Origin of the sequence: Pseudoalteromonas sp. Of11M-6 (genome assembly GCF_022347905.1) — a bacterium.
Classification (GTDB): domain Bacteria; phylum Pseudomonadota; class Gammaproteobacteria; order Enterobacterales; family Alteromonadaceae; genus Pseudoalteromonas.
The window spans coordinates 218,705-242,832 of sequence record NZ_JAKRFW010000002.1; the positions used below are offsets into that span (position 1 = coordinate 218,705).

Here is a 24,128-nt window from a genome sequence, read left to right on the forward strand (position 1 = left end):
TTGACCCTTGTGTTGTTTTGTTATAGACACTTTATGCGGACAGGTGTGAAATGGATGTGAAGTCAATTCACATGATTTAAAAAGCGAAAAACAGTTAATTATGATGTTAAAGGCTTTGGAAATTTTGCTCTTACGTCGTCGATTAAACGCTTGCGTGAGCTACGTTCACGCTCATGAGGCGCAAATAAGGCGCTTGCCTCATCCAATAAATCAACCACTTGGTGAAGGTTGGTTAGTTCATCCAGATTGAGGTTTTCATCAATGTCTTAACTCAGCTTTTCGACGATTTATTGAATTACGCTAACAGCCAGAGTTTTGCCTGAATTGCAATTCCTTTCGGTGTAAAATCAGGCGCGGCTTTACACAACTCATCATAAATCTCTTCATCACCATGTGTTCTCTCTGAGTCAGGTAAGATCACGCCATGTAATTGTGAACGAAGCTCGTCCCATCTTGCATCAAGTACTTGCCAGTTATATTCATCATAAGTGCCTTTAAATATCACAGGCTTTACTTCAATAAATGGCAGCTCTCCACTTTGCTCTTGAGAGGCTTCGAATTCTTTTTGCCACCTTGAACCAAGACGGTCAACACGTCCTATTTGCTGCTCTACGACGCCTGGGTTCCACTCAGGATGAAGCAGGTAAATAACTCTACATGCTTGATGTAAGTTAAGGCCTTCACGCCCCACTACTGACTGAGCGACAACCACCTTAGGAAAGCTATTTTGACGATTAAAACCCAGCTGCATAACTCGCCTACTATGCGCTTCTGTTCCACCATACATTAGGCGCGCCATGCCTCCCCTTACATGAGCAAACTCATGTGAAACACGTTGAGCAATGATTGGCCATAACCCTTTTGCTTCATCAAGGTCTAGCTCACCATCGCCATTTTCGTCGCCTTCATTTTTAGCTGTTACCACACTCATTAAGTCTTTAAAGCCTTGAGCAAGTTCAATTGGCGAAAATTCAAAACCTTCTTCATCGATTAATTCAAATATTGCATTTGCAAAATCGATTAGATTTGTAGCTTGGTCTTGTTGTTTCGAGCTCACAGATGCTTTAAATGCTTCGAACAATGAAGAGGTCCTAGCATCAAATACTTCTGCTCTACCTTCTTCAATGCCTTCAATTAAAGTATTTTTAGACTTATCAACCCTATAAGCATGCTGATTATATTGTTTCGCTAATTTCTGGTTTACCTCGTCAATACTCCATGCAATATTCATCTGTTCGAGTGCCGCCTTTACTGCCAACTCTTCAGATTCTGAACTGTTTTCTGTAGCTACATGGATTTTACTTTGAGGCCAATAACGCGCTTGTTGAAGAGACCTAATCATTTCTCTCGCATTTAACAAGTTAACTAAAGCACGCATTGGTTTTGTCATTTTGCCAAATACAAGGGCTTTCTGATCCTGAGATAAATCACTTTCAATTTCATGAATTACTTTGAGAATAGCCGGATGACTATAAAGTGACTCATCTCCCGATTGATAAGAATGTGCAATGATTGATTGCCACCACTGAGCTCTTTGCTCTTTTTTACTAGGCAAAGAAACGTCTTCAGCTTCTAACGCATCATCATCTTCTGAAGCATTAATTGATTTATCAATGATGCCTGCAATACCGTGGCCATTGGCTAAAGTTAGTCTCGCTCTCTTGGAGGTTGAATCAGTCTGCATACTAGATGCAGCTGAAAGACCCTCAACGGCACAAACAATCTTTTTCCACTCGCTTGTGAGTTCAGTTACTTCTACATTGACTGGTATTTGCCTGCGATAAGCATTGATTGGTAGATCTGAAGCTTTATGAAACGCTTTTATAGTTTCATCTTGACGCTTATCTCTTCTAAACAAGTATGGTGATAAAGCCTGCTGAAACTGATTTGAAATGTCTTTAAACTGCTGTCTGATTGATGGATCTGAACGCCACGTTTTCTTTAACTTTGAAACTACTTGAGCGTATTTTTTAACGACATCTAGGATTTCATCACGCTTTTCTTTTTCAAGTTCAATCCTACTAAGCATGTCTTCCCATTGACCGACACCTAATTCAACTGGCGTTGCTGTCATAGCAAGATTACGAGCTGCCTCGGCTCTTAATACTATATTGTTTAAAATAGTACTCAGGCTACTCGTTTCACCTCTGCTCTTATGGGCTTCGTCTATTACAACTAAATCAAAAGCACCTAAACCTACCGCTTTTTCGAGTAGAGCTCTGTATTCACTCCCCGCTGAAAATACATCACCTTCAAAACCACTCATCCCCCAATTAAAGCTATTTACTACTTCACTTAGAGTTTTGTTAATGACATGCTTTTTAGGTAATTTACTTGCATGTGTCACTATATTTCTTGCGCATACTTCAGCCTCCCAAGACACTAAATCTGTGCGCTTGTGATAACCTCTTGGAACACTCCCATAATGAAACTTGTGATATTGGCCGTAAACCTCAGGCAGTAAGGCCCAACGATCAGCTTTAGAACCGACTCCTAATCGCCAGTTTGCGAAGTTTTGTGAAAGCAGAACTACATGCTCATCCGCCCAAGGCTCTGCTGTATCTTCATCGTTATAGGCATCGAGAAATCCCCAAAGACTTCTTATTACTGATTTAGGCTTAAGGTTTTTATCTCTCTCTTCGAGTTCACTTTGCCATTGAAAACCAAGCGTTGTTGGCACAACAACCAATACACGTCCACCAGCTTGTTTAACTGCATGAATAAGTTCAACAGCAATACGGGTTTTACCCATACCAACTTCATCTGCAATGATTGCACCTGAGTTTGGCAATGTTTTAATTAAATTCTGAACACTGAGCTTTTGCCCCCCATTTAACCTGTCATTCATCTCTAAAGAGTCAGAAATGATATTTGCTACTTGCTCCCAACCTTTAAATTTCATTACTGATCTCCTAATTTTGCTAACGCTGCCAAGCCTAATTTTTGTTCTAGACGTTTCAATACTTCTTCATAGTAACTACCTGACTCAATTGCATTTGTTTCAGCATAGTCAGGTCTAAAAGGAGGCTGCCATAATGGTGAAATTGGATTAATCCCTATCTCTTTGAAGAAAGAAAAAGCTACATTGTTCTTTAATTGAGACAATGTTTGCTCTAAGCGGGTGCACCATTGTAACCAGTCTTTTTCTGGTACCTCAGTTTGCTTTTCTGCGATGAGCTCAACCAAAGCCATCATTGAGTTAATTGAATAGCTTTTATCGACTTCAATATCCGTTTCAGGTCCCATTCTTAGACCATCTTCAGATGCTTCATCACCATCTTCGCCCTCAGTTTCTGAGCTTGGTAAAAGTGGAAAAGAGCTAAACATATACCATGCATCATCGAGGGCTAATTCTGGGAGTTCTGTTGCAGCAATCCGACCATATTGATCAATCACAGGAATATCTTCAGTGTGGACAGTGCCATTATTAACCCATGAAATAGAAAGTTGTCTTGGCGGCTTTCCATACCATAGTAAACGGGTTTCTGATTCGACTGTTAGCTTATTAGAGCAAGTATTAGCAACTGCGTATACATCAGTAAATGGTACATTGGGTATTAAAACGTGTTTATCGTGCTCTAACTCTTCGATTACAAAGTAAGATATTGGTAAAGATAAATGCTCAGCATCATGTTCAGGCATTTCACTACCTGCACTTAGTTGAGATGCTTCAGTTAAGGAGTAGCTCTCATCAAAGCAAACCGGTAATTTTAAACTTATAGCTGATTCTGGATTGTCTTCTCCAAACCACGTTACTCCTTCAGGCTTAAAGACCACTCCGGCTTCTAAGTTACCACCGAACCTTGACGCTTTTTGAGTAAAGCCTGGACCAGTTAAATTACCAGACCCTAAATACACCCACGCTCTTTTACATTCATCATCCGTTTCAGATGACTTAGCAGAAAAAATGAACTTTGCATGCAGGCTTCGCTGCATTTGTCCGCCTTGATATAAGGGGTCATATGCTTTTAAAACTTGCCAATTATTTTCTTCTAAACTGTTTAAACTATTCGCAATAGACTGGCAACTGTGCTGATTAACAATAATATCTTTTTCAGCACTTTTTGTGAGCAAACTTTCATTACTTAAACGCTGGTGGATTGCGCTAATTACTTTTGGGACCCCTTCACTTAAGCTTCCCTCGAAAAAGCCGGAGCCTAAAGCTAAATAGTTTCGCTTTTTATCATTACAATGATGCTTTACGAAAGCAGGCAACTGCTCCAGAAGAGATGCTGAACGATTGTCAAAAAACGAGGCTTTATATTCTCTTCAACGACCACGTCGTCTAAAAGCTTGTGAAACATTGCATATTTATTATGCGTTTCAGATATGAGTTTGCTGTTACCGCTGTTACTCAAAATGGCTGTGTCGAAATAGGTAAGAACATCACTTAGAAAATGATAAGCAGCAAGAATATCAGCATTGCCTTGTGCATCTTTATCATCTAGCTTCACATCAATAGACCAAACAAGATCAAGGCTGTCTTCAAGTGTTTGTCTGGTCCAGTTACCCGTAGAGACGATCAAACGAATAAATTGCTCATCGCTCTCAATTGCTTTAAAAGTAAGTAATGCGACTTTGCTATGCAATAAATTAAACTGTTTAGTTACATCGTGTTTAAATGCTAGGTGTAATAAGCCAGGGCATGCAATAGGTGATATTTGAGCATGATTGGGGTCTAGCATTAAGGCTAGGCTTATGCCTCCTTGATAGGCCCTCTGCCCCTTCATATTTAACGTGAATTTTTCTAGCGCATCATTAAAAAACTCAGCATCAGCGGAGTAGCCTGTTACTAGACCAAACTCTCCTTTAAAGCCTCTAGGTGGAGCAAAATAGCTTGCTAAAGATGGGACTAATTTCTTACTCATCGTTATCTCCTTCTAAACCAAGCCATTCTTCTAATTTATTTTCGAAATCTTGATTAAGGACATACATATTCCATACTCGGAACGAAATATCTTTTGGAAATAAAGAATCATCATGATCTTCATTGTTAACAGGCTCTGGTTTGCCAAATGCTGCTGCCGGTAAAACTTGCTCACCTCTGCATCGAAGCACAACTTCATCTCGCTCTAATAATGATTTGATCACATCTACATCATTTTTTTGCAGGCATTGCTTAGCAAAGTAAGTCGCTTCTTTTGATGTGCTGGGATCATGTTCAAGGCACAAGAAAGCATTTGCTGCTTCTCTTAAGTTACTTACTGCATCAAGTATGCTCTGAGATAAATGTTCTGATAACTCAAGTCTTGATGGGTTAAGTGGCTCCATTTCGGCTTCAATAACATTGAGCAAATCCAGAGACTTATTTCTTAATTTAAAGAAGAAAGCACCACTTTTTATGTCATAAAAATGAGCTTGCTCAATGAAAGATGGTTTTGTCCAATTTACATAGCGTTGCAGATTTTCAGATTGCGTCCACTTAAGAACACCTCTTCTTCGATTATTATTTTCACCAGAAAGCAAAGCTTGCTTAAACACATTTAATGCATGCTGCTCTATACGAACAAGTGGAGACATCACATGAAGTAGGTCATCAAAACTTGATGTGTATAATGAAGGAAGCTGTTTTTCATTTTTAACCCATCTAGCTAAAAATTCAGCAATACTAAGTCGATGGCATCTGTAACTTGCGCAAGCAGCGTCTACAAAATCCTTACCCTGCTGATTAAGACTAAAACTATTGAATCTCTCCCCTTTTGATTCTACAAACCCTAAGCCTGGTAATGCTTGCACCGTACTCATGCGCATAGGCTGAGTCACATAAAAGCTATTACCGCTAAAAGTTTTATAGCTTAAATCTGCAGGATTGTTTAATTTGGTACGGCCTCTTAAACGATCATCAGCATTCCACTCCGTCGAGCCATAAGCCAAATAGCATGCAAGTGCTTCAATCGCATTTGTGACTTGAATATTGGTAACCTGTTTACCTGACTGTCTGACTTTTTCAGCAACATCAACACCTAAACAAGCTAAGAAAACAGATTTAGCATATTTAACACCACCAAACCCAGGTACGGCTAAATCATTGAACTTACGAACAATTGAACTTAAACCTAGTGTTCGAGTTCTCCTTTGAGACAAGACCTTTTCAGGCCCCATGAGTCCCCAATCCATATGTGTATCCTCATTTAATTGAAGCGACTAATATAGCTTCAGCTGTAAATAGTGGTTACTAATAACCTCTTAAATTTCGTTCAGCGCTGACAATACCAGTCCGCATAAAGGTTAGATCAACTTTATCTATTCTCGACTACACACCTTTGTCACTCAATCCGCTATTGAACTAAAGTGATCCCATGCCTTTGAAACTTCATCAACAATTTCTTCATACCCCGAAAACACTCTATTGGATAAACAATGTCGTTGTATCCAGCTCCATTCTTGTTCTATTGAATTTAGCTCGGATGAAATAGCATATTAGCGTTGTTAAAAATTTCTCATTTAGAACAACTAAATAGCAAATTTTTTGCCTTGCCTATATGGATATAGGTACCTTGGCGATAGCAGGACGCGAGAGCGGAGCTACTCAGGCCATTTCTCCGCTTCAAATAGCTCATTTACTTAATACATTTGGTATTATTCAAGAGCGAAAAACAGTTAATTATGGTGTTAAAGGCTTTGGAAATTTTGCTCTCACGTCATCTATTAAGCGCTTGCGTGAGCTACGTTCACGCTCATGAGGCGCAAATAATGCACTGGCCTCATCCAATAAATCGACCACTTGGTGAAGGTTGGTTAGTTCATCTGAACTCAAGTGTTCATCTCTTGCCAAATACTCATTGATGATAACGATGGCGGCTTCTTTATTTGCAATATCTTCAGGTAAACCCGTTTTAGTACAAAGTCCGTAAATACCGTCAAGGAAGTGTTGCCACTCACTTTCTAAGTGCGCGTCGATGTCTTGATCCAGCTTTGCACCTCTCGGATTAAAGCCTTGCGCTTTTAATCTATGCAGTTGGTTTTTATAACGTTTACTAAAGAGTGTAAAGGCTTGTGCTTCATCCGTTACTTGTGATACCGCACCAAGCCACACTAAAGCGCCTTGCGGATAAAATTCTAGGCAGCTTTCATCACTGTGCTCGCCAAAGAAAGAATCACATTCAAGCTTTAATGCTAACTTATAGGCGGCTTTTGGCATCAAACGCTTTTCAATTAACATAGCCAATTCAAGATGGGATAACTGCGACTCGCGTAGCAAAGTCTCTTTGGTAATAAAATGCGTCTGCAGATAGGTAAGTAGCTCCATTGATTATTCCTTTGAATTAGTTAGCTTTATTTTTGCCGTGAGCGCAGTCGCGATGATAATCAAGCCAAGCAAGTTGATGTTTACGGCTATGGTTTCTAGGTTCAACTGAACCGTTAATAGTAGTCCTGATGAAAATTGGATTAGCGTATCATCAACGACGACACCAATGGACATAAGCGCGCCGAGCACCGCTGCCCAATTTAAGGCCCTGAGTTGCTTTTGATATAACTTAAACGCGACCATCACGCATAAAAAGCTTGCTGTAAAGTCGAGGATTAACGTCAATTCCGGATGGTTAATTACGCCCAGTACTGACAATACCACCCCTGCAAAGCCGGCTGCAGCTACTAAGAAAGTCGTGATTTTTGAACTGATTATGTGATGAGAGAACATTGCTTTATTATTATTAGTTGGGTTAGCAGCAGTATAACCGCTAACCCTTTGCGTAAAAAATATTATTGTACCTTTTTCACCATTTCTTCAATATATTTGATGGCAATAAATGGATCTGTTTCATCAAACAGGTGAGATGCATATTTCATGGTAATGGGCGTAACATTATCGCCAATTTCTTGCAGCTTTATTTGGGAGTCTTTTGAAGTTTGAGTATAAACATCAACATCGGCATAACTCATACCAGTAGAGCGGATAGTCACATAAGGGATCCCACGTGACAGTATAGTAACTGGCATTTTCTGGTTGATTTTGTACATCTCTGTATGGGCAGAAGCTTCTTCAAAATCTTCTAATGAATGAGTATCTCGCTCCCAGTTGATGATCCATTCCATTATCTTCCATGCTTCTTTAGACATCTTACTTTTCATATCGTGATACCAAGACTCATGAGCGATATCAATAAGTACCATCCCTTTCACTTTTTCAGGGTTTCGGTTGGCATAAGCCCTTGCAACAAACCCACCAAAAGAGTGAGGTACAAGTACCAAATTATCCATTTTAGTGGCTTGAGTGAATGCCTCAAGCTCTTGTGTAAGCTCCAACATAGTCCGTACTCGAGGCTTGGCAAAAGTGCTTTTTCCGGTGCCAGCTCTATCATAAAAACATAAGCGATAGCCTTTTGGATTTATGTTATGAATGGTGTTTTTGTAGGTTTCATGAGCATCAAGGCCCATACCAGCTAGTAAAAGTGCGGTAGTCTCGCCCTCTCCTTTGCAAGCATAGGCAAGTTTGTTGCCGTTTATTTCCACATATTGATAATCGTGTTCATGAACTGATTGGTTGGCGCTGGCCACTGAACTGTAAGCGACGAGTCCGAGTACTGCTGATGTTATTGTTTTCATTGTCCTTTCTCATTTTTAAGTTTTCCCAATAACATACTAAATTAGTTTACTCGATAAACGCAACAAAGTTTCAGAAACTTCTGAAACTTTATTAGCTCAACGTATAAATGAAATAAGCTACATAACCCATAAACAAGATATCAACTTCTCGACGAATAAGCTTAAGGTCAAAAATAAGCAAAGGCACACCGAGCAAAGCGATATAAATAATCTTGATTGTCAACGATGCAAATCTTGCGCTTTGATGGAATGTTAGCTTAAAAAACCACGAGAGTAGAATTTACTACTCCTTGTTTACACTCTCTTAATTCACGTTATAGCGCAACTAAACTAAGGGAAAGATTTGTCACTCTTGACGAGCAAAATAACTCATTAGACTGAGACTTTCTATTTGTGTCTAATGCGCGAAAATTAATTAACCTGAACTCGGGATAAAAAGTTAGTTAACCAACTAAAATATCCATGCTCAAAAGCGTAATATCGCTCTGGCCAGATGTTATGCCGAGTTCAGGTTAATTCTACCTATCACTCAGTGAGTAGCCGCCATTGATGGCGCACTGCAGGCTGAACTCTAACTTACGTTAAGGAACTTGAATGACCAAATTTACCTCTTCTGAGCAAGCACGTGAATGCTACAACGTGCGCCACTGGAGCCAAGGCTTCTTTGGTATTAATGATCAGGGAGAGGTTACTGCGATGCCGAACCAACAGCAGCCACAGCACGCCGTAACTCTGACAAACATTGCACAACAAATTAAATCTGAGGGTTATACCCTACCTGCGCTAGTGCGTTTTCCACAAATCCTTGAACAGCGCGTACATAATATTGTTGGTGCGTTTAATCAGGCGATTACTGATTACAGCTACCCAGAAGATTATTTATTGGTTTACCCAATTAAAGTAAACCAACAAAAAGAAGTCATTGAGGGGCTTATCGCAAGCCAAACGGCGAGCGATAAAAAACAGCTTGGCTTAGAAGCTGGCAGTAAAGCTGAGTTACTTACCGTATTGGCGCTCAGTGAGAAAACCAGCGCAGTGATCGTGTGTAATGGCTACAAAGACAGAGAATACGTCCGTCTTGCGCTTATCGGTGAAAAATTAGGCCATCAGGTTTATATCGTTTTAGAAAAGCGTTCTGAGCTCGACATCGTGATGGCAGAAGCCAAAGCACTCAACGTTAAACCACGTTTAGGCTTACGCGTACGTTTGGCATCACAAGGTAAAGGAAAATGGCAAGCAAGCGGCGGTGAAAAGTCCAAATTTGGTCTGTCTGCATCGCAAGTCCTTACAGTTGTTAATCAATTACAGCAAGCTGACATGCTAGACGCGCTGCAACTGGTGCACTTTCACTTAGGCTCGCAAATGGCCAATATTCGTGACGTGCGCGTTGGTGTGGGTGAAGCCGCTAGATTCTACTGTGAATTACGCCGTTTAGGTGCAAACCTGTTGAATTTAGACGTAGGTGGCGGACTTGCAGTGGATTACGATGGAACGCGTAGCCAGTCGTCCAACTCGATGAACTACAGCTTAGCTGAATATGCAAACAACATCGTTTACACCGTAGGCGATACCTGTAAGCAATACAATCAGCCAATGCCAAAGATCATCTCTGAGTCGGGTCGTGCGCTAACGGCGCATCACGCGGTATTAATCACCGATGTGATTGGCACTGAAAGCTATCAAGTGGAAGAGATAACTGCACCGGTAAGTGACGCCCCAAGACTACTACACAATATGTGGACGTCTTGGCAGGCGCTCAACGAGCAGAGTGATGACCGCGCGTTGATTGAAATTTTTCATGATACGCAGGGCGACTTGGCAGAAGTACACAGCCAATTTGCGATGGGCCTATTAAGCCTTGAGCAAAGAGCTTGGGCGGAGCAAGTAAACCTGCGCGTATGTTATGAGCTAAACAAGCGTATGGATAACAAAAACCGTTTCCATCGCCCAATTATTGACGAACTCAGTGCTAAGCTTGCGGATAAATTCTTTGTGAATTTCTCGCTATTTCAATCTTTGCCAGACGCTTGGGGTATTGAACAGGTATTCCCTGTCCTGCCACTCAGCGGGTTAACAGAGGCACCAAAGCGCCGCGCGGTATTGCTGGATATTACCTGTGATTCTGACGGTACGGTGGAGCATTATGTTGATGGCCAAGGTATTGAAGCCACGCTACCAGTACCAGAGTTTTGCAAAGATAAACCCTATTTATTGGGATTTTTCTTGGTGGGTGCATACCAAGAGATTTTAGGTGACATGCATAACCTATTTGGCGACACCCACACCGTTGTAGCCACATTAGATGACCAAGGCGAATTGGCGCTTGGTAATGTTGATGCGGGCGACACCGTTGCCGATATGATGCGTTATGTACACCTTGATGTTGAACAATTTAAGCGTAACTTTGCCAACCTAGTTGAAAGCAAACTACCGCTTGAAGAACGAGCTACCTGCCTAGCAGAGCTTGAAACCGGCCTTGACGGCTATACTTATTTGGAAGATTTTTAACCCATGAGCCACTTATTCGATCACACCGATCATTCTCTGTACTCCAACGGCATGACGTTTTTACGTCAGCCAATGGTACGCAATATCACAGATATTGATGCAGACGTTGTGGTACTTGGCTTGCCATTTGACTTGGCAACCTCTGGACGCCCAGGCGCACGCTTGGGTCCAGATGCAATCCGTCGCGCATCCGTGCACTTAGCTTGGGAAAGTAAAAAATACCCTTGGTCATTTGCATTGTGGGACAAAATTAAACTTCAGGACGCTGGCGATTTCACTTACCCAGTTGGCGATCCTGAGTATTTTACAGCGCAACTCGAGCTAGCTGCTCTGCAAATTTTGCAGCAAGGCAAAACGCTATTAAGCCTAGGCGGCGATCACTTTGTGACCCTGCCATTGCTGCGTGCTCACCAGCAAATTCACGGTAAAATGGCGCTTGTACATTTTGATGCGCACACAGACACGTACAGCCAAGGCTCACGCTATGATCACGGTACTATGTTCTATCATGCTCCGATTGAAGGCCTAATAAGCCCAGAGCATTCAATGCAAATTGGCATTAGAACCGAGTACACAGAGCAAGGCCACGAGTTTGGCGTGATTGACGCTATGGCAGCAAACGACTTAAGTGCCGAAGAAATAGCAGCACAAATCAAAGCACGCGTTGGCGACTTGCCGGTGTACTTAACCTTTGATATCGACTGTCTAGACCCAGCATTCGCACCAGGCACCGGCACCCCAGTATGCGGCGGCCTAACCAGCGACAAAGTGCTGAAGGTTTTACGCGCATTGCAAGGGCTAAACATGATAGGTATGGACGTAGTAGAAGTCTCCCCTTCCTACGACCAAAGCGAGCTCACCGCAATCGCCGCCGCCACCATTGCACACGAACTACTGCATCTGTGGGCTGTAAAGCATAAATAACCGGATGCGGGGTTAGATTAAGCCACCTTAACCAGGTGGCTTTTTTGTTTGGATTTTACTGTAAAGTCGTAGAAGATCTCACATGCAACTTATTCTCCTTCGTCACACCTAAAAAACATACTTCTCGGCGGGTGAACCGCCTCCCACAAAAATATTTATACTGCGAATTTGGAGCCTCAATTTTCTGAACTTGTAAACGACTCTATTGCTATTGAGAAAGTGGAAATCCACAGGCGACTTATTCCCCCTCCATCACACCCGAAAAGTATAAACCAATATGCAATGTGCCGACAGGATGTTGGCTAAGTCTTGTCTGGCATAGGGATGTGCCTTACATGATGGTTGCACTATATCGGGTTAGGATTTGAGGATTAAGTGTGATGTCGGGGCGACGTTTTCTTGGTTCGCTCGACCGCGTCGTTTCAAAAGAATGAACGAGGAACGCGTGGATGCGCTTTGATATTAGCCAAGGAAGGCTCTACTCATTAGTCAACTCGAAGTGGTCGCCTGCAAACTCATCATCAACAATAGCTTGAAAACATAACTTCTCGGCGGGTGAACCGCCTCCCACTAGATTATTTACACTATGAAACACTTGTGGTGGTGCTTCACTTATTCCAACCTAACCGACATATTACAAGACTGTTTATATCCTCACTCAAATTGCGTTAACCACTCTTTTAACACACCATTTAACAAGGTTTGCTGCTCTTTACTCATCCCTTCAACCAATTGGGCTTGAATGGCGATATGCGGCTCAATCAGCTCTTCAATCAGGGCGAGGCCTTCGGTTGTTAATTCCACTGTTACACTGCGGCGGTCTTCTTTACAATGCTCACGCTTAATAAGGCCTTTTGCCGCTAACTTGTCTAATCGATTAGTCATCGCGCCAGAGGTGAGTAGCATGGTTTTAAATAGCTCTGATGGGGTTAAGCGAAATGGTTTGCCGCTGCGGCGCAAGGTAGCTAACACATCAAATTCGCCCAAATTTAATCCGTATTGCTTATGTAGCTTTTCAACTTCGGCTTCCATATGTTTAGCTATGCGCACTAAGCGACCCATTATCGCCATGGGCGTTGTTTCTAACTGTGGTTTTTCGCGAGCCCACTGCTCTTGTACTCTATCAATCGCATCCATTAATATTTGCCCCGACAACAAACGTTGTAAATAAATATCTTAACATAAAGATACTTTACAAAAAGTGTTTTTAGTAATACCTTAGCGAAAAGTATCTCAATATAAAGATAGTTAATGTGAATATACTCCTTGCGATGATCCCTGCATTTTTATGGGGCACCACGTACGCGGTGACACAATACACCCTTGCGGACTGGCCGCCTCTTTTACTTGGCGCTATTAGAGCGCTTCCAGCTGGGCTTATTTTGCTAGCAGTTAAGCCAAGTTTGCCAAAAAAAACTGACTGGAAAATACTATGCGCCCTTGGGGCGATTAATATCGCGGCCTTTTTTAGCATGATCTTCGTGATGTCGTTAACGCTACCATCTGCCATATCTAGCGTGGGCATGGTGTCTGTGCCGGTGTTCGCCATGCTTTATCATTGGTTAGTCAATAAGCAACGTCCGGGATTGGTGCAAGCGTTATGCGGTGCGGCGCTTATTGTGTTGGCCTGGTTGCTATTTGATCCGAGTTCACTGAGTTTAAACCCTCTTGGTTTAGCGGCAATACTTGCGGCAATAACCTGTATCGTGATCGGCAGCTCAATCACTAAGTCTCTTGGTGGTCGCATGCATTGGTGGACAGTGTTAACTTGGCAACTCATTATTGGCGGCGTTATTCTCACACTCGCATCAAGCGTTCACGGTGTGATCGCACCAGCTAAGTATATTGCAGCTTTTAACAATTTCTCGATGACTAATCTCAGCGGCATATTATGGGTCGTGCTCCTGAACACCGCACTGGGTTATAGTTTGTACGTGTGGTTACTACAACGTATGTCTGTGGTGGACTTTACCTTTGGTGGTATTGCAAATCCGATTGCGGGTATTTTGACGGGGTTGGTGCTACTGGGCGAGACGTTCACGCCGCTTCAGTATAGTTTGATGGTTGGCATGATTGTAATGCCGCTATTACCGCAAATTATCGTCACTACCCTACGAAGCCGAGCTGTGCCTCTTAAGTGTGAGGTAAACTAATCAGTTGAGCGCATAGCAATTATGCGCTCGTTCCTTTAAAAAGGCGAAACTAAAGTGTGAGTCGATAAATATATAATGGCTCGTCACCTGCTACGCCCAAATCATTGACACAGGACTCAACAAACTGGCCGCCTATTTTTTCAATGATCCGCTGGCTCGCAATATTTGACTGTAAGCATTGAAACTCCACAGTTTTAATATCACTTACCTCTCGAAGCTTGGCAATAACCTGTTCAAGCACTAGACCGATTAAGCCGTGACCTCTTGCCTTTTCGCCAAGCCAATAGCCAATTTCAGCAGTTTGCGTTTGCGCATCCATATATTTGATCCCAAACACACCACAAAACTCGCAATTAAATTCAATAGCAGACCAAAGTCCGCCGACTTGGTTGTTTATACGTGTGTCGATGTATCGCTCTGCATCAGCCTCGGTATGTAATGTCGCAACCCACGGCAGCACATTTTGTAAACTTGCACGACTGCTTTGTACGCAATAAAATAATGGCTTTGCATGCGTCACGGCAAGGTTTTGTAGTTTGAGATTGGCAGAAATATCTAGTTCCACGAGATGTTCAGCTCCATTTACTCACCTCTATTCAAATACAGGTCTAAAGAAGCTGCGTTCATAGCTGATTATGCAACCGGTATCTTCTGCAAATTTAATTGCAGCCTGACACTGTGCATCTTGAAACGACTCATTACGATACGTTTCATAGGCCGCCAAACTGGGAAAGGTGAATAATGCCAAAGCAATATTACTTGCACCTTCCGATGGTAAAAAGTAGCCATTATGCTGCCCACCAAAGCGATTGACGAGTGGGATCCACATTTTCGCATATTCCTCAAAGTCAGCAATTTTTGCCGGATCAACAACATATCTTAAGTAGCAAGTAACCATACAACCTTTCCTTTTTGTTAAAAACACCAGTTTCACATTGCTCTACACACCGATAGACAGTGTGCGAGATTACTTTAAGCGTTAATAACATGAAGTTAAAGTGATATGGGACTATCGGTCTCGATTAAATGCTCAAACTCCTGTTTTGAACTCAGCGTAAAGCTACTGACAGTAACTGACACACTAAGAGCGTATCTTAGCTGCAACTTTTAAAAAATGATGGAATTCCATGATGATCACCATTGATTCTTTGGTGTTATATGTAAGCGATATCAAGCTAAGCGAAGCGTTTTATAGACAGCTATTCCAATGTGAGGCAGCGCAGCTTTCTCCAACTTTTGTTTCTATGAAATGTACACACAACGTCTCCATTGCACTTAAACAAAACACAACCCTTACACCACCAAGTTGCATTACCGGGGGCGGTTCTGAAATCTCTATTATGCAACCAAGCCAAGAGGCGTTTTTGGCTTTATACGATACATGGAAATTACTAGATATTGAGTTTGCTCAGGTCTCGCAAGCCGAGGGATATGGTGCTAGTTTCGTCGTATTAGACCCTGATAGACATCGTATTCGCGTGTTTACTAGTGATAAGGTATAGCGCTATTTCTAGCTCTATACCTTTCTTTTCCATCGAATATGGAGTTCAAATTTATAGTTTGTAGTGAAGACTCAAACTAATATTTCTTGGCTCACCATATGCTAGCTGCGAGTAGAAGCCGATCTGACTGTAATATTCTTTATCAAAAGCATTATCAATATTTAGTTGTACTGATAGCGCCTCGTTGTGTTGGTATCTAGCCATTAAATTGATAAGTGAATAGGCTGGCTGTTCAACTCGTACATTGCCTAATGGTGATTTTATGTCAGTGTAATTTTCACCCTCCCAAGAAATACCTGCACCCAATGTAAATTGGTTATATTCAAAGGTATTGAATAATCTAAATATTTTTCGAGGAAATCGCGTATTAACCGTATTTGATGTGCCACTACTATCCTCAGCGGTTGCTTCGAATGCAGTATAATTGGCATTAATCTTCCAGCCGTCCATGATCTGACCGACTACTTCGAGCTCGTAACCGTCGCTTTCAACACCATCTGCTTCCTTGTATGCAGCTAACTTATCAGGACGTGGAACAAAATCAGGGTCAACAACCGCTAAGTTTTCCTGCTGTGTTTGAAAGTAAGTTATATTGGTATGTAACGCATCATTGAAATAAGTGCTTTTCAAACCAATTTCATAATTGATCCCCGTGAGGGGGTCTAAGTAATTGTCATCAGCGTCAACCGCATTCTGCGGCTTAAAGATTTCCGTATAGCTTGTATAAATCGTATGACTGTCATTTAAGCTATACAGTAGCCCCGCATAGGGAATAAATACGTCATCATCGCCATAGTCTTGGTCTGTTCCATAGGATACACCCTGCCTATTCCAGCTCGCTAACCGTGCACCAACAATTGCCTTAAATTTATCGCTCAAATGTATTCGTGTCGCAGCAAAGTAACCTGTTTGCTCAGTGGTGTAATCCTGGCTGATGTATTTTTGACCCCAATCTGGCTGGTCAAATTCCCCGTTCCACTCAAAAAAGTTTGTGACTGGTTTGGCAGTTTTGCTCCCCCCACCTTCATAGCCGTAATACACAAAGTCCTGATCGCTCTTTGCAGCCCCAACTACAAATTCATGTTCGTGGTCAAATAAAGAGTACATGCCTTGTAATCTGACACCAAAGTCAACCTGCTCTCTTTCATTTTCTAGGCGCGATCCAGAAGCAGTCATCCCAGCCCCCGTCACAGGATGAGGAAGTCCGGATACCCAAAGTAAATACATGTCTGCAGTGCTGACATTTTTATTCGCATGGGCAACCAACTCCCATCCATTACTAAAGCTGTGATGTAGGTTTGCAAAAAATGTTTTGTGTGTACTGGCCCAACTACTCCATTTTGCGGCCACTGAAGCTGAACGATCAAAGTCTGTACGGCTGAGATCAGAGTTGAATATTGGCAGCCCGCCCCATTGAGAACCTTTGGGTTCATTGTCTTGAATGCTATACCCTAATCGCAGTAAAGTTGCATTCGACAAATCAGCATCAACGGTGGCATAAAAAACCTGTTTACTCTTTTTTTCATAGTCGACAAAAGAGTCGCCTTCTTGCAGCACCATGACCGTTCGACCTCTAACAGATCCGCTTTCGTTTAGCCCTGTGCCCAGATCAACACTCGCATAATAATTATTCCAGCGCCCTAAGCGCGCAATTACCTTGCCACTAAGTTCACTCGAATTTGCGTGTTTGCGAACCAAGTTAATCGATGCAGACGGATCTCCTGCGCCGGTCAACAACCCAGTTGCTCCACGCACGATTTCAATACGTTCATAGAGTGCGGTGTCGGTAAGCGACTCACCAGCACTCTGCGCGCCATTCCACTGTACTGGCACCCCATCAATTTGGTAGTTGTCAACATTGAAGCCTCGAGACGAAAACGCATTCCTTGAGCTATCGTAAGCTTTGGCCGAAATGCCAGACGCATTATTAATCACATCGGTTAGTGACGTTAACGCCTGATCTTCAATACTTTGCCGAGTAATAATATTCACGGTTTGCGGAGTTTCTTGCAATGTCAGACCCAAACCTGTTGCCGTGTCTATTGGCTCATTGACCACATAACTGCCCGTCACCGCAATACGTTCAATTTCATTATCACGCGCGAGAGCTGCGCCTACTTCATGGATTGAGAAACGGTTTTCGTCAACTTTAGTTGCAACAAGCCCGCTTCCTTTCAAAAGAATTTCAAGTGCTTTTTCCGTCGTATAGTTTCCCTTCACTTGTATCGTTCTTTGCTCTGCTAGCGCGACACCATCTGCAGTAATGTGCTGCTGCGTTGCAGCTGACAGTTCGGTTATCGCTGTAGAAAGCGTTTGGGGTTCTATATTTAGTTGGTACGTGGTATTGCTAGCATAAACGTTCGCAGTTGCCAGTATGAGTCCTGCGCTAGAAATAAATAAGCTCCGTCTACATATATTTATCGCATGCTGAAACTTATTTATTCTAAAAGTATGGCTTTTCATGGTCATCCTCTATTTTCATGTACCCATTTATATATTTCATCGTTAAGACGTCTACGAATTAGCAAACCCGTAAAAATCTTATAAAAATCCGCTTTAGCGCAACAGCGAGCATTAAGATAAGTAGTAACTGAAAGGTGATCGTCATACTTTTTATGTGCGAGCAGCGAAAGTACCACCCGTACTTACCGAGACAGTACCTCTTTACAAAAGTTGATTGCTACGGTGAGACGCTTTTCTACATTTGACAGGCTAATTGCTAACTGTGTGGCAATATCTCGTTGTTTAACACCCTTGATGGTGTACATAAAAAATATCTGCCGGGTTAACAATGGCAGCTCATCCAGTGCCAAGTTTAAGCAACGAAGTTCACACGAGCCGATATGACACTTTGAAATATCGGGTATTTGGCTATCGATACATACCGTCATGTACGCTTTTTCATACTGGGCTCTGACCTGTTCAGTACGGAAGTAGTTAATGACTTCATTGTGGGCTGAGCGATACAGATAGGCAGTAGGATTTTCTACATTTCGATTTGTTTTCATCTTTAACAGCTTTTCAGCAATGATTTGTAGAATGTCTGACGCTGTATCTGAACAACCAAGCTTGCTAGTCAGAAAACGTTTTAGTGCACATTCATTGGAGGAGAGTGACTGTAATATTTCTTGTGAATACATCATTTATAAGTCAACACGCAAGCCCTTGCAAAAATTGCGAATGATAATAATTACCATTTATCAAGATTGCAATGCTTCTGAGATATAAAGCCTAAGTGGGGGTAATCTATTACCCTTTATTTAGAAACCTTTGTCTTAGGCTCACACTAACTGATATTCACTATCTGAGTATGGAGCTAAACTGCGGATTAGGAATGCTTGAGTATTGAATAGCAAGGACGAGAGTAAACTACTTGGCGAGTTCAAGGAGAAACTGGCAGGGTAATAGTAAAACAGCTTCCAATTCCAACCTCACTTTCTACTACAAGGTCGCCACCATGCTCCTTAATAATGTCATAGCTTATTGAAAGGCCTAAGCCTGTCCCTTTGCCAATGGGCTTAGTCGTAAAAAATGGGTCAAATATTTTATCTTTTATTTCTTCGGGGATCCCCACCCCGTCATCTTGAATTCGGATCAGTACACGCTGTTGTTCTAGACTTGTTGAGACGCGGATCTCTCCTTCGCTTTTCAATGCCTGAGCCGCATTGATCAGTAAATTCGTTAATACTTGAATTAGTTTACCTTGATTACCGAGCACTTGAGGGACTTCATTCAGTTGTGTGATCACATTAGCATGATATTTGAGCTTACTCTCCACCAGATTTAACGTTGTCTTAATACAGGCGTTAATATCACAAGGTTGCAATTGAATAGTATCTGCCCTTGAAAACTGTTTGAGGTCGTTCACAATCGCAGACACTCTTTGTAGCCCAGTCATCGACTCGTCAATAAGCTCAGTACAATCGCTATTAATAAAAGCAAAGTCTTTGTCTTGAATAAACTGATTAAACGCTACGAGTGTACTGGGTTCAAGTTCAAGCTGAATCGCACGCTTTGCAAGTTCGGCATAATCGCCATGATAGTGACGCATCACATCGAGATTACTCATGACAAAACCGAGCGGATTATTTATTTCATGGGCAACCCCGGCGGCTAATTGACCCACCGATGCCATTTTTTCTGAGTGAACAAGCTGTTGCTGTGCGGCTTCAAGCTCTCTATTGGTAGCCTCAAGCTGCTGATTTTTCTGATTCAGTTTTTCAGTTCTTTGCGCCACTAATTCTTCTAGATGTTTATTTAGCTCTATCAAGTCATGCTTATATCGCTCTCGACGCTCATGCTCTTCGGCTAAGGTTTGTGATAGCTCATCAAACGCCAAAGATAGCTCTTGTAACTCATCTTTACTCTGTATTGGTTTCCATTTGAAATCAAACACGCCGTTTTTGACATTCCGAGCGATAAATTTAGCTTGATTCTTCAGTATATACAGATTGGTTGTGAGATATATACCGAGAAAATAAGAGAAAATAGCAACTAACGCCATTTCAAACAGCGCGATGGAAACCGTCCAGCGTTTTACCTCTGACATAGCTCGATTTATGGTGCCAATATCTATGCCTATTTGAATGGTGCCAAACAGGGTCCCACCCTCAACAATATCAGCATGAATATCAAAAATACCGTCGGTAACTGTTTCAACTAACGTATCACCTTCAAATGTACGTTCTTTTAAGCGCTCGTTACCTGCAAAAGAAAGAGTTTGGTTTTCACCATCGATGACTTTAACGTAAAGGATATCTGGGTTACTTAATAACTCATTGGTAAAAGCATCCAGTGTGGCCAAATCGTATGACAGCACCGCATCTTTGGTCGCACTCGCAAACAGGCTTGCGGTTGTCGTTGCGCGTTTATTCATGGCGTCATTTGCAGACTCCATCATAAAATCAATCACTACAAATATGAGCGCACTCAACAACACCGCTTCAATAATAGCGGTGCCAATCATGGTTTTGAGTCTTAACGATAGCCTTTTCATTCAGTTGTGGGGCTTCTTAATAGTCCGCGTACTAATTGCCAACTAAGGTTTCTAATTCTAATGCTTTTACGTCTTGCCAGTCCTCGTTCGACGCCGCCATAATGCCTTTGAAATTCACCGCTTCGAGTAGCCTAATGCCCTCTTCACTCAGTTCAAGAGAGGTCAACGCCTCTACTAATCTTTGCCTTGCATCTTCTGGCATTGTTTTTTTTACGGCAAATGCATGGGGCGTATAACCTTTTGTCGTCCAGAGAATGTCGAGTTGTGATTTAATTTTGGGATCGGCGTTGTTGAAGGTACGCATAACACCACCGCCCGCTTTGACAAATCCTCTCGACACGTTGAGATAAACAGAATCATGGGAAGAGACATACCTTGGTGTAAATTCAATACCTTGTTTCACAAGTTCACCACGGGGCAAAATGCTTGCAGCGAATGCAGCAGGAGCCGGAAAAGCAAGCGTCTCTCCTCGCAACTGCGATAAGTCAGTAATACCCGTTCCCTTTTTAACCACGATGATCCCTTTGATCATTTTATCTCTTTGCTTGGCGATAGCTTGATAACCTGCCTGCTCATTAAATACAACAAAGTGATAGGGATTCATGTATGCCACATCATACTCTTGCTTCAACACCCGGGCTTCAAAGGTTGGTATATCTTTAGCGGTTTTAAACGTGTAGTTATCTTCGGTCTTATCACTGAGATAATCGAGAATAGGCTGCCAATTTTTGGCTAACTTATTTGCAGACTGCTGCGGCACAAAGGCGAAGGTATAATCACCACTCAAACATAAAGCGGGAAATAAAATGAGACTCATCAGCAGGATTTTTATCATCACATCACCACCTAGCAATAAACACTTTTCGAATAAGGACTTAAGCTCCACAAAAGTATAGATCAATATTAAAAAACGGCTTATTTGCTCATTGATAAAAGTGCCTGTCCTTTATCTTTTTATCTTATGTCCTTATCTTTGTTGGCCTTGATATTTTGTAACGCGCTTGCCAGCCAAATGGTAAACTGGTGAACAATCGCCGAACTCTTGCGATAAGTCGTTTGCCTGAGCCAATAGCCATAGCCTGAAAATTCCTCCATTGTTGGGCTTTTACTTAACCACCCCTGTATTACTGCTAACTCTGCTAATACATCGCTCAATAGTGCCAGCCCTTGCCCGGCCACAGCCGCCTGCAAGACAAAGTGTTCTTGCTCAAAATAACGCAAGTCATAATGGCTTTCGTCAATGTGCGCTCGCCAAGGAATATTTTCAAGCCCCGTTTCGTCTTGCCAATGGGTGAGAAATAGTACAGGTTTACCTTGGTCTAGCACCCGATAATTTGGGCTAGCATAAAGCCCAATTTTCTCGGTAATAAGATGAGTTTCATTAGAATTCGGATCCGCTTTGCCATAACGCAGGGCGATATCAATATGCTTCTCTTTATTTAAATCAATGAGTTGATCGCTCGCGCATATTGTGACGGTTTGGTTTGGGAAAGCATGATTAATGGCAGCCATATTCGGAGCAAGCCAAAGTGCAGCAAATGAATTACAACATGAAATAAGCAAATCATTCTTTTGCTCGGTAAACTCAATAAACGCATTATCGAGCATATTGAGTGAATCAATACACACCTTTGCAAGTGCCTGTCCTTGTAATGTTAATTGCACTGCTCGCGTTTTTCGCTCAAAAAGCTGAACCCTTAACTGTGATTCCAGTGACTTTATCTGATGTGACACTGCCGTAGGCGTAACATTAAGTACCCGCGCCGCATCTTTAAAGCTCAAGTAGTGCGCAGCAACCGCAAAGGTTTTTATGTTATTCAAAGGCGGTAAATGTGTGAACATAGCAAACCTATAAGTTAGTTTATCTCATCTATTTATGGATTCTTCTCAGTTGTCACATTGCTCTCGCAGGCACAAAATAAAACACAAGACACAACTGGAGAAAAGCCATGAAAAACATTCTATATATACGTAGTAGCGTAAGAAAGTATAGTGAGACGAGTTCGCAACATCAGTCAATTAGCCGGATGTTAGGTGAGCAATTTTTGACAAAATTTAGCTGCTTCACACATGAAGTGGAAATCACCCATCGCGACCTCTCCGTGAAACAACCTGCATTCATCGATGAAGCATTTATAGCGGCTGCATTTGCAAAAGGCGTGTTGAGCGAAGAGCAACGCTTAGTACTCGCTGAGTCTGACGAAATTATCAAAGAAGTGACCAATGCCGATATTATCGTGATCGCAAGCCCTATGTATAACTACGGCATGCCTGCCGTGCTAAAGGCTTGGTTTGATCTGGCGATCCGAGTAAATAAAACCTTCAGCTTTGATTTAGCACGAGGTGATAAACCACTTGAGCCAATTTTATCGGGTAAAACTCTCGTATTACTGGCATCTTGGGGAGAATTTGCATTTAAAAAAGGTGAATCACAATATCATTTGAATCATCTAAGTAGCCATATCGAGCAGTTGGCTCCATATTTAGGTGCTGAGGCGTTTTATGAAATCGCATCTGAGTATCAAGAGTTTGGAGATGACAGGCATAAGCACTCAAAACAACGTGCTATTGATGATGTACACAAACTAGCGCAAATACTTAGCGCTAAGTAAGAGCACAAGTGAGCGTATTACGCTCACGCAGCTTAGTGCTTATAGCAATAGGTAATCTTACTTTCTGAGTTTGGGCTTTCCTTTTAAACTGATTTGGATTGTTACAGTAGTAACCACATTGATTAGCATGCATATACTTAATGAAATCATAGCGCGTTTTCTACCCACTTGCTGACGCCAATGGCTTCCATAATGAACTCTACTGATAATGCTGCGAGTATCATGCCCATAAGTCGAGTAAGTAGTGACGCTCCTGCAACTCCGATAAATTGAAGTATTCGCGTGGAATAAAGTAACATTAAAAGTGTGATAAATAATACAACCAACATAGTAGTAGCTGTAACTAGCTGTTCTTGAATGGTATAAACGTGATTATCAGTAATTAAAATTACTGCCAAAATTGCACCAGGAGATGCAGTAGAAGGTATTGCTAAAGGAAAAACGGAAATATCATGCATCGGCTCTTTCGTATTCTCGCTGGATTCTTTAGAAAAAACCATTTGTAATCCAAATAAGAACAATATAACTCCACCAGCAACCTGAAAAGAAAGTAGGCTAATACCCAAAGCTCCTAATAGAATTTGTCCAATAATTATGGACCCTATCAAAATGATGGAAGCATAGGCTATAGTTTTGATCGCCGTCTTCTTACGTTCTTCAGTAGAGAGATTAGCTGTAAGCGCAACGAATATCGCCATAGTGCCAATAGGGTCGATGGTGACCCATATGGTTAGAAAGTCGTGCAAAATTTTTTCAGTCATAAACCGCTTCCAATTTAAATTATCTAGGGGTGTAGAAGCTTGCCTTTCACTTATTATCAATATCTTACTAAAATTAACAGTATCACAAGTTGTTATAGATAGATCTATAAAATAGCTTTTCTTAA

At 41.8% G+C, this 24,128-nt stretch carries 22 protein-coding genes; 5 read left to right on the forward strand and 17 right to left on the reverse strand.

Annotated elements, in window-relative coordinates:
* Window positions 1-98: 98 nt before the first annotated feature.
* The 8 genes from MHN32_RS02250 to MHN32_RS02285 all read right to left on the reverse strand — a co-directional run bounded on the left by MHN32_RS02250 (window position 99) and on the right by MHN32_RS02285 (window position 8,547).
* Window positions 99-263 carry a DUF6058 family natural product biosynthesis protein gene (locus MHN32_RS02250; protein WP_343224370.1) on the reverse strand — a complete coding sequence of 55 codons (165 nt, stop codon included), beginning with the start codon at window positions 261-263 and terminating at the stop codon, window positions 99-101.
* A gap of 32 nt (window positions 264-295) precedes the next feature.
* Window positions 296-2,902 carry a DEAD/DEAH box helicase family protein gene (locus MHN32_RS02255; RefSeq protein WP_239420797.1) on the reverse strand — a complete coding sequence of 869 codons (2,607 nt, stop codon included), beginning with the start codon at window positions 2,900-2,902 and terminating at the stop codon, window positions 296-298.
* The gene (locus tag MHN32_RS02260) at window positions 2,902-4,074 is read right to left on the reverse strand and encodes a hypothetical protein (RefSeq protein ID WP_239420798.1); all 1,173 of its coding nucleotides are present in this window, start codon (window positions 4,072-4,074) and stop codon (window positions 2,902-2,904) included. Before MHN32_RS02260 ends, MHN32_RS02255 begins: the two co-directional genes overlap by 1 nt.
* Before the next feature lie 125 nt (window positions 4,075-4,199).
* On the reverse strand, window positions 4,200-4,868 hold the full coding sequence (locus MHN32_RS02265; protein ID WP_239420799.1) for a hypothetical protein: 669 nt from the start codon (window positions 4,866-4,868) through the stop codon (window positions 4,200-4,202).
* A complete protein-coding gene (locus MHN32_RS02270) occupies window positions 4,861-6,117 on the reverse strand; it encodes a hypothetical protein (RefSeq protein WP_239420800.1) in 1,257 nt (418 codons plus the stop codon). Before MHN32_RS02270 ends, MHN32_RS02265 begins: the two co-directional genes overlap by 8 nt.
* Before the next feature lie 487 nt (window positions 6,118-6,604).
* A complete protein-coding gene (locus tag MHN32_RS02275) occupies window positions 6,605-7,249 on the reverse strand; it encodes a DUF6058 family natural product biosynthesis protein (protein WP_102056644.1) in 645 nt (214 codons plus the stop codon).
* Between the two features lie 3 nt (window positions 7,250-7,252).
* Complete coding sequence (locus MHN32_RS02280; RefSeq protein WP_239420801.1) at window positions 7,253-7,642, reverse strand: hypothetical protein; 390 nt, start codon at window positions 7,640-7,642, stop codon at window positions 7,253-7,255.
* 62 nt (window positions 7,643-7,704) lie between these two features.
* Entirely contained in the window at window positions 7,705-8,547 is an 843-nt protein-coding gene (locus tag MHN32_RS02285) for an alpha/beta hydrolase (protein WP_239420802.1), read from the reverse strand.
* Between the two features lie 594 nt (window positions 8,548-9,141).
* Here MHN32_RS02285 and speA point away from each other — a divergent pair.
* Window positions 9,142-11,055: a biosynthetic arginine decarboxylase gene (gene speA, locus MHN32_RS02290; RefSeq protein WP_102056642.1), complete on the forward strand. Its 1,914-nt coding sequence runs from the start codon at window positions 9,142-9,144 to the stop codon at window positions 11,053-11,055.
* 3 nt (window positions 11,056-11,058) lie between these two features.
* On the forward strand, window positions 11,059-11,979 hold the full coding sequence (speB, locus tag MHN32_RS02295) for an agmatinase (RefSeq protein WP_174169019.1): 921 nt from the start codon (window positions 11,059-11,061) through the stop codon (window positions 11,977-11,979).
* 654 nt (window positions 11,980-12,633) lie between these two features.
* On the opposite strand, the gene MHN32_RS02300 is transcribed toward speB, so the two are convergent.
* A complete protein-coding gene (locus MHN32_RS02300) occupies window positions 12,634-13,116 on the reverse strand; it encodes a MarR family transcriptional regulator (protein WP_239420803.1) in 483 nt (160 codons plus the stop codon).
* Between the two features lie 116 nt (window positions 13,117-13,232).
* Between MHN32_RS02300 and MHN32_RS02305 the strand changes: the two genes are divergently transcribed.
* Window positions 13,233-14,132: an EamA family transporter gene (locus tag MHN32_RS02305; protein ID WP_239420804.1), complete on the forward strand. Its 900-nt coding sequence runs from the start codon at window positions 13,233-13,235 to the stop codon at window positions 14,130-14,132.
* A gap of 49 nt (window positions 14,133-14,181) precedes the next feature.
* Here the strand turns inward: MHN32_RS02305 and MHN32_RS02310 are convergent, their stop codons facing one another.
* Window positions 14,182-14,697, reverse strand: a complete 516-nt coding sequence (locus MHN32_RS02310; protein ID WP_239420805.1) for a GNAT family N-acetyltransferase — start codon at window positions 14,695-14,697, stop codon at window positions 14,182-14,184.
* Between the two features lie 27 nt (window positions 14,698-14,724).
* Window positions 14,725-15,030 carry an NIPSNAP family protein gene (locus tag MHN32_RS02315; protein ID WP_239420806.1) on the reverse strand — a complete coding sequence of 102 codons (306 nt, stop codon included), beginning with the start codon at window positions 15,028-15,030 and terminating at the stop codon, window positions 14,725-14,727.
* A 229-nt stretch (window positions 15,031-15,259) separates the two neighbouring features.
* On the opposite strand from MHN32_RS02315, the gene MHN32_RS02320 reads away from it, so the two are divergent.
* Window positions 15,260-15,634 (forward strand): VOC family protein, encoded by a 375-nt coding sequence (locus tag MHN32_RS02320; protein WP_239420807.1) that lies wholly within the window; start codon window positions 15,260-15,262, stop codon window positions 15,632-15,634.
* A gap of 51 nt (window positions 15,635-15,685) precedes the next feature.
* On the opposite strand, the gene MHN32_RS02325 is transcribed toward MHN32_RS02320, so the two are convergent.
* The 5 genes from MHN32_RS02325 to MHN32_RS02345 form a co-directional block, all read right to left on the reverse strand.
* A complete protein-coding gene (locus MHN32_RS02325; RefSeq protein ID WP_239420808.1) occupies window positions 15,686-18,097 on the reverse strand; it encodes a TonB-dependent siderophore receptor in 2,412 nt (803 codons plus the stop codon).
* Between the two features lie 182 nt (window positions 18,098-18,279).
* Window positions 18,280-18,777, reverse strand: coding sequence for an RNA polymerase sigma factor (locus MHN32_RS02330; protein ID WP_239420809.1), 498 nt, complete (start codon window positions 18,775-18,777; stop codon window positions 18,280-18,282).
* 239 nt (window positions 18,778-19,016) lie between these two features.
* Window positions 19,017-20,630, reverse strand: a complete 1,614-nt coding sequence (locus MHN32_RS02335) for an ATP-binding protein (protein WP_239420810.1) — start codon at window positions 20,628-20,630, stop codon at window positions 19,017-19,019.
* 31 nt (window positions 20,631-20,661) lie between these two features.
* Window positions 20,662-21,465: a PhnD/SsuA/transferrin family substrate-binding protein gene (locus tag MHN32_RS02340; protein WP_206472983.1), complete on the reverse strand. Its 804-nt coding sequence runs from the start codon at window positions 21,463-21,465 to the stop codon at window positions 20,662-20,664.
* A 119-nt stretch (window positions 21,466-21,584) separates the two neighbouring features.
* Entirely contained in the window at window positions 21,585-22,472 is an 888-nt protein-coding gene (locus MHN32_RS02345; protein WP_239420811.1) for a LysR family transcriptional regulator, read from the reverse strand.
* 107 nt (window positions 22,473-22,579) lie between these two features.
* Between MHN32_RS02345 and MHN32_RS02350 the strand changes: the two genes are divergently transcribed.
* Window positions 22,580-23,242 carry an NAD(P)H-dependent oxidoreductase gene (locus tag MHN32_RS02350; protein ID WP_239420812.1) on the forward strand — a complete coding sequence of 221 codons (663 nt, stop codon included), beginning with the start codon at window positions 22,580-22,582 and terminating at the stop codon, window positions 23,240-23,242.
* Between the two features lie 146 nt (window positions 23,243-23,388).
* Here the strand turns inward: MHN32_RS02350 and MHN32_RS02355 are convergent, their stop codons facing one another.
* The gene (locus tag MHN32_RS02355) at window positions 23,389-24,003 is read right to left on the reverse strand and encodes a MarC family protein (protein WP_010604523.1); all 615 of its coding nucleotides are present in this window, start codon (window positions 24,001-24,003) and stop codon (window positions 23,389-23,391) included.
* Window positions 24,004-24,128: the final 125 nt, after the last annotated feature.